General features: G+C 76.9%; 1 protein-coding gene and 1 pseudogene. One reads left to right on the top strand and one right to left on the bottom strand.

The window, feature by feature from the left end; genetic code table 11:
• Positions 1-504 (bottom strand): annotated as a pseudogene (locus G3I53_RS31715) (hypothetical protein); the annotation flags it as partial.
• A gap of 182 nt (positions 505-686) precedes the next feature.
• On the opposite strand from G3I53_RS31715, the gene G3I53_RS31710 reads away from it, so the two are divergent.
• Entirely contained in the window at positions 687-1,127 is a 441-nt protein-coding gene (locus tag G3I53_RS31710) for a hypothetical protein (protein ID WP_164333762.1), read from the top strand.
• The last annotated feature ends 216 nt before the right edge of the window (positions 1,128-1,343 follow it).

Below are 1,343 nucleotides of genomic sequence, written 5' to 3'. Positions count from 1 at the left end.
GCCGGGCACCGGGGCGATCCGGCCGTGGACGGCGCTGTGCGGGCCGCAGTCCAGCGGGGCCGGGCGGCCCGGCACCGGCGGCGCGCACAGGATTTGCCGGGTCTCGGCGTCCGCGTGCAGGTCGAGGACCAGCGTCGTCGTGCCCGCCGGCCGCAGCCGCAGTTCGTCGCGGAACCAGTGCCAGGGGAACGCCGTGTAGCGCACCGTCGCCGGGGTCGTGCGGGCCAGCGCCAGGTGCACCAGCCGCTGGCGGCGGTCGAGGTGCAGCTGCCCGGCGACGTAGACGGTGAGCGGCCCGGGCGCGGCGGCGGCCGCGCGCAGCCGGGTCAGCACGGCCTGCGGCTCCAGCGGGTCGGCGAGTTCGATGACGTTCACGGTGCCGGTGCCGGTGGCGGACAGCACCGGCGGCGGCACGGCCGCCAGGACGGGGAGCACGGACGCGGCGTCCACCAGCCGTCCCCGGCCCACCGGCGAGGCCGCCAGCAGCAGCACGGTTCCGGGCACGCTCGTCTCCCCCCGTCGATCACCCACGGCAGCACGGTAACCGCTGCGGCCCTCGCGGGGGGCCGGGGGCGGCCGGCGTCCCCCCGCGGGGCGCTTCCGCGACGAACCGTGTCCGCCGACTTGCCCGCGGGGCCCGGCCGGTGTGCCCTGGTAGGCGGGGGCGAGGAGAGAGGAGTGCTCTCATGGCTCACGCGGCACCCCGGTCCCGGGTAAGGAACAAGCGGTCCGGCACGCCCGACATCTTCAGCGCGCAGGCCCACCGGATCGCCCGGTTCGCACTGCCCGTCGTCCTCGGTCTGGTCTACGGCTACTGGGCCGCCGCCAACCGGCGCTACGGCGGGCCCATCACCGGGTGGAACCTGCTCTTCGGGTTCCTCACCGCCCTCGCGTTCATCGTGCTGTACCTGGCCGTGCAGTGGCTGGCGCCCAGGATGAAGCGCGAGGTGCACGCCGCGCTCTGGGGCGCGTTCACCGCCGCCTCGGTCGGCTTCCTGGTCAGCACGACCAACTACAGCGTGCTGTGGTCCATGTGGCTCGGCCTGGCGTCCGGCGCGGCCCTCACGGCGCTGCTGTTCTACCGCTTCCACTCCCGCGAGGACGCGGCGGGACACCGGCGCGCCTGAGCACGGCGTCCGGGGCGGCGGCCCGGGTGACGGCCGGGGGCTCGCGGAATCCCCGGACCCACGACCGTCACCCGTTCGGGTGAAGCACGTCCGGGGGTGCGGCGGCCGGGGGCGGCACCGTGCACCCGTCTGCGGGCGCTGCGCTCGCGGAGCCGGCGCCGGCCGCCTTGCCTGGAGGGGTGTCCGCCTCCCCGGGCCCGCCCGCCCCTCCCGCCG

Origin of the sequence: Streptomyces sp. SID14436 (assembly GCF_010548465.1) — a bacterium.
GTDB lineage: Bacteria > Actinomycetota > Actinomycetes > Streptomycetales > Streptomycetaceae > Streptomyces.
Note: the sequence above shows the minus strand (reverse complement) of the source record. Positions and strands in the feature narration are given on the sequence as shown.